This window comes from Acinetobacter sp. NIOH-H-8 (genome assembly GCF_046635365.1).
Lineage (GTDB): Bacteria > Pseudomonadota > Gammaproteobacteria > Pseudomonadales > Moraxellaceae > Acinetobacter.
In genome coordinates this window covers 1-5,092 of the sequence record NZ_JBHDVN010000090.1, presented here as the reverse complement: position 1 = coordinate 5,092, position 5,092 = coordinate 1, and the positions used below count along the sequence as shown (strand labels likewise).

Sequence of the window (5,092 nt, the reverse complement as noted above, 5' to 3'; positions counted from 1 at the left end):
CTTTGATTTTGGCTGATTTGTCAGAGCCATCCAGAGTTGCCACTAATTCAATCGGGCCCTCCAAACGTTCAAGTAGTGTTTTTAATTGAGCTGAAGTATTTTGATCTAACATTGCTAACGTCTCCAAGGGAGTAAATATTTATTCGATGAAGCTATATTAAGTGAATAACAAAAATAGGTAAAACAGTTTGTTTTTATCCTAATGATCGTTTTTATAGATCAAAAACCATCTCCTCATTTTATTTTTTATTATCGCTAGAATTTATGCCTTTTATCCCAAAGAAACCGAATATAGATTGGAAAATAAAAATGCTCCTTTTAAAGGAGCATTTTTAAGTTTAGAAGATTCGCTGTTCAATACGTAGCGAACGCCCCTTAATTGAATTAGCTAGTACAAATATGATTAAGCTAAGCAAGGCAAATAAGATGACAATGCCAATAATGATGACATTGGTAATCTTGCTGACTTGTTCGGCTTGCTGGGCTTGACGATCTACACTTTGTGCCACAGGCGTTAGACTTTTGCCATAGACCTGTTGCTGCATGGTCCAGATCTGTTCCGGTTTAAATCCGTATTGTTCAAACTTGTTATCCTGCCGCTCTGCTTCAACTACTTGTGCGACATAAGGTCTGGCTGCGGATAGATCCACAGGCTTATGCAAGAGTGCAGTTTGGGCAAGTAAATAAGATTTCACCGGTGAAGCAATATCGGAATCAACCAGATAACGAGCCACTTCACTATCATTGATATTACTATCGTAATAGACCACTTGCTGATAAGCGTCTTCACGGTCATTTCTCAGGTCATATTGCCAATAAGTCAGTCCTGACCAGATCACGATAAAGGAAATCAGCCAGCCTACAAACTTCAATATGAAAGACTGAAAGCGCACATAGAAGAAGCGAAACTTCTTCAGCAATCCAACCAGAAAAAATGCACCAATAAAAGAGGCAAAGATTTTCAGAATCAGCCAGCCAAACCAGCTTAATAGAGCAAAGAAATAATCCGGACTATCCCCAATACTGGCCAGATTAGCATCGACACTGACTGGTAAATGCAGCTGTTGAAGCTGAGTACTCAGGCCAAAAAAGCCATAAACCATTTCCTGCTGAAAGAATAGACCTATCACGGATGCAATACAGACCGTAGAGGTGGTCAGTCCCAAAAGCATCAAATTACGTTGACGCTTTTTGAGTGCGACGACCCCTTGCTTGATTTCCTGAGGATTTACAGCATATTCATCTAAGGGCGGCAATCTCTACTCCTTTTTTTAGATCTTGGCCCTACTGCATTTAGTTGGGTTTAGATCCACTGGTACTTGATTCAATCACCAAATGATTCAGATTATCTTGTAAGGCTCTTAAACGTACCGTTGCTTCAGTACGTTTCTGTACACCTTCTTTCTGGATCTGAATCACATCATTAACAGTTTTAATGAGGGTATTTTGCACATGTTCAAGCGTTTCAATATCAATAACGGAACGCTGGTTGGCTTTTGCCGTATCGACCGAGTTCTGATGCAATAAATCTGCATTACGGCGTAAAAGCTCATTGGTCGCATCATCAATGGTATTGGCCAGCTGTACGCTGTTCTTCTGTTCATTCAGTGAAATGGCCAGACTGATCTGGTTTTTCCATGCCGGTAACGTAATATTTTTAATGGCATAGAATTTATCCACCAGCATCAGGTTATTGGACTGAATAATCCGGATCATAGGCAAAGTCTGCATCGCAGATTGCTGCAATACCTGTAAATCACTGATGCGTTTTTCCAGATTATTGGCTAGATGATTTAGGTCATAGATTTTTTGCGTGGTGCTCTGATCTTGTGGCAAAGCTGTAAGCGCAGCAATTTCCTGCTGCAATTCCTGTTCACGTAAACGTCCAGCTGCAATATGAATACCCAGCTGCTTGTATTCTTCCTGCACCCCATCGAACATTTTATCCAGGGTATCAACGCGGGCTTTTAATCCAGATTGTGAAGTTTCAATTTCCTTGACCAGTACATCAATCTGTTCTTTAGTGGTATTGAAATGCGAGTCAAAATTATCTTTCACGCCCTTAAATTTGCTGATGATATTGCCCAGAAATCCTGAACTTTTTTTCTTGTTCAAGATACTGCTGGTATTCAGTTGCTGTGCCACCTGCACCACCTGATTCAGCTTTTGACCGGTTGCATCCAGATCTTTATTTTGTACCAGATTCAGCAATTCATCGGTATAGCTTGAAGTTTTGGTGGCTATATTTTTGCCATATTCGGCCACACTATTATGACTCATATTCTGCAGTTCTTTACGTGCTGCCAAGACCCCCTGAAAATCGGCAGGCTGCAAGCCCAGCTCTTTGAGATCCATTTGCTGGAACTTCTGTTCAGTCAGTTCAGTTGAGCTTTCGACAGGTAAATTTACTACATCAGATTTGGTCATGTTTCACCTTATATTGTTATGTATTCGAGGGTTTCTCGAGTGACTTTTTTAACGTTTTAATCAAATTGTCCCGGCTATTATCAAGTTTTTCCAGATCACTTGTCGAGTGTTTCGTCTGGCTTTGTTTGACATGATATTGCCAGGCCGGAATCAGCACCTGTTGCGCTTCTTTAAACCGATCCAGTAGGCTATAAGACAGTTGCTGGGACAATTGCATCTGGGTAATGGCAATGTCATTACTGCTTTGCAAGGTTCTTAAGGTATGCACCTTTTTTGACAGCCGCTCAGAAAAATTATCCAGTGGATGCTGATTCCTTACAAACTGCGGATATTCAGATAAAAATTCTTCTGCTGCCACAATATGCTTGGCCATTTGCTCACGTAAACCGATCAGCTGCTGGAATCGCGATTGGGATTTCTGGATTTCAATTTGCAACTTACGGCTAAGGTGATCTGCCTGATCCAGTAAATAGTCCAGTTTTTTATAGTATTCAACCTGACTTGAGCCATAGTCCAGATCAATACCCAGCCATTTCTGCAAGGCATTAAATTTACGTTTTTTCAGATATTTTTTTGATTGAGCCAACATCTGAATCAGCTGTTCAATCGTCTGGCTCAGTTGTTGGGTCAGATGCGGATCTACCCCATTTAATAGTACGGACTGTGCCTGAATAAGTGGGTCAGCATAATGATTCAGCTTGTATTGATCGTGGAGTAAAGGCACAAGTTCGTTGCGCTTGATACTTAGAATCTCGCTCTGCTCTACTGCAATGTCTTGGATTGGAATCAAAACATCTATCTGTGACATAGCCCTTTAAACTCAGTAAATTCGATTTTTATAGTACGTCTTTTCATTCAACATAACATGTAGCATTTTGCAAAGGAATGCTTCAAGCCATAGAATTTTCTTTATATACGTTGAAGATATTGTTGGAATTAAGTTTGGCCTACAGTCATTTCTTGTATGAATCATTTTGCCCCTAGCCTGCTGTTGCTCTCTATAACATTTCCCATCAGCCTCAAATAGGCTAATAACCAACTAAATAAGGATAAGCACAATAAATGCTAAGTTAATTTATGGTCCTAATTAAGCTTTTTTTTAAACTTAAGAATACTTATAAGGCATTATAAAATATAAATAATTCTCGAATTTTAAGCATGAATTATTTATGATCAAGATTAACAATAAAGTAGGTAACCTGAGAATAAAATGGAACGTTTTTTTCATAATACGATGTATGCTGCACGCTGGATCTTAGCTCCTGTCTATTTTGGTTTATCATTCGCTTTATTATTGCTGGCCTTAAAATTCTTTCAGGAAGTGATTCATGTCCTGCCGCATATCTTTGAATATACTGAAGCCGACCTGATCCTGGTGATTCTATCCCTGGTTGATATGAGCATGGTTGGTGGACTTATTGTGATGGTGATGTTTTCAGGTTATGAAAATTTCGTTTCACAACTCAAAATTGATGAAAATAAAACCCGCCTGAACTGGCTCGGTACTATGGATGCCAATTCTCTTAAACTTAAAGTTGCGGCTTCCATCGTAGCTATTTCTTCGATTCATTTACTACGTATTTTTATGGATGCCCGCAACGTCGAGAATGACAAAATCATGTGGTACATCATCATGCATCTGACTTTTGTGATTTCTGCATTTATTATGGGTTATCTGGATAAACTCACAAAGCATTAAAACATGGATATTAAAAAGCCCCGATTATAGGGGCCTTTTTATATCGGCGAATTAACTAAAAAATTATAGATAGTCACCTTCTCGTTCCGGCTGATACAGCACTTTTTCAATCGTGACTTTCATCAACTGACCATCAGGTTGCGGCCATTCAATGGTCTGTCCTTCTGCCAAGCCCAAGATTGCAGTTCCAATCGGTGCTACGACATTCACTTGCCCTTTTTCACCTTTAAACTCATGCGGGTAGACCAGGGTAATTTCTACAGGCTCCGTTGATGGTGCAATCGTCAGCAATGCACGCGCATGCATGGTCACCACATTGCTTGGCATGTCCTCTGGCTTGACCACTTCAGCACGAGCCAGTTCATCTTCCAGTTGAAGCATGGTCTCACTGAGCTTGTCCTGATTTTCAAGCATGGTTTCGAGACGCTCCACATCCTGTTCAGATAAAATAATTTTTGGTTTAGCCATTCTTACTACCTTGTTTAATGAATGATTGAATAGTCTTTAAAAAGCGAATGAATCTAGGTTCTAAGTGGTTAATCAGATTAAATTAAGTTCAAATATAAAAAATCTATTTTTAGCTGCTAAAAAAATTGTGTCTTAACTCAACTTATAAAGCTGTTTTTCAAAGAATGTAACCAGTTTTAGAAAAACTCAATACTCTTTTCGAAATCAGATTTATAGGATCTGTATTTCTCAACTTTGTTTTATAAAAGGATAAGTATTTTCTATATAGGATTGATTAAGCTTTGATCTTATCTTCCCTTTTAACTCATCGTAAAAGCTAGCAACAGAAGATGAGTCAGAAAAAATATCACCCAATAAAAAAGCCCCCTTGAGGGCATTGCTGTCCCACAATTTTTCACAAGAGGAAGCTCAAATGAGCTTCCTCTTGTTTTATGGGTATTTTATCGGGTGAAAATAAAGCTTTTAAAGTTCTTCTTTCAAACAAATTCACTTGAATTA

The 5,092-nt window shown here is 39.0% G+C and carries 5 protein-coding genes and 1 pseudogene; 1 reads left to right on the top strand and 5 read right to left on the bottom strand.

The features are described 5' to 3' along the window. The 4 genes and pseudogenes from ACEWB7_RS16910 to ACEWB7_RS16895 all read right to left on the bottom strand — a co-directional run. Positions 1-112 (bottom strand): annotated as a pseudogene (locus ACEWB7_RS16910) (alkyl hydroperoxide reductase); the annotation flags it as partial. Positions 113-338: 226 nt separating this feature from the next. Beyond that, complete coding sequence (locus ACEWB7_RS16905) at positions 339-1,256, bottom strand: hypothetical protein (RefSeq protein WP_340834541.1); 918 nt, start codon at positions 1,254-1,256, stop codon at positions 339-341. Between the two features lie 37 nt (positions 1,257-1,293). Next, positions 1,294-2,427, bottom strand: coding sequence for a toxic anion resistance protein (locus ACEWB7_RS16900; protein ID WP_179993421.1), 1,134 nt, complete (start codon positions 2,425-2,427; stop codon positions 1,294-1,296). Positions 2,428-2,443: 16 nt separating this feature from the next. Next, on the bottom strand, positions 2,444-3,235 hold the full coding sequence (locus tag ACEWB7_RS16895; protein ID WP_180068976.1) for a tellurium resistance protein: 792 nt from the start codon (positions 3,233-3,235) through the stop codon (positions 2,444-2,446). A 402-nt stretch (positions 3,236-3,637) separates the two neighbouring features. Here ACEWB7_RS16895 and ACEWB7_RS16890 point away from each other — a divergent pair, with 402 nt between their 5' ends. Continuing rightward, entirely contained in the window at positions 3,638-4,126 is a 489-nt protein-coding gene (locus ACEWB7_RS16890) for a TIGR00645 family protein (RefSeq protein ID WP_312537231.1), read from the top strand. Positions 4,127-4,189: 63 nt separating this feature from the next. Here ACEWB7_RS16890 and rnk read toward each other — a convergent pair whose 3' ends face one another. Next, complete coding sequence (gene rnk / locus ACEWB7_RS16885) at positions 4,190-4,594, bottom strand: nucleoside diphosphate kinase regulator (protein ID WP_034171243.1); 405 nt, start codon at positions 4,592-4,594, stop codon at positions 4,190-4,192. Between the last annotated feature and the right edge of the window lie 498 nt (positions 4,595-5,092).

What these genes read in the sequence shown, in the direction of transcription:
- ACEWB7_RS16890 (WP_312537231.1), top strand. Translation starts at nt 3,638, where the DNA reads ATGGAACGTTTTTTTCATAATACGATGTATGCTGCACGCTGGATCTTA.
- ACEWB7_RS16900 (WP_179993421.1), bottom strand. Translation starts at nt 2,427, where the DNA reads ATGACCAAATCTGATGTAGTAAATTTACCTGTCGAAAGCTCAACTGAA.
- ACEWB7_RS16895 (WP_180068976.1), bottom strand. Translation starts at nt 3,235, where the DNA reads ATGTCACAGATAGATGTTTTGATTCCAATCCAAGACATTGCAGTAGAG.
- rnk (WP_034171243.1), bottom strand. Translation starts at nt 4,594, where the DNA reads ATGGCTAAACCAAAAATTATTTTATCTGAACAGGATGTGGAGCGTCTC.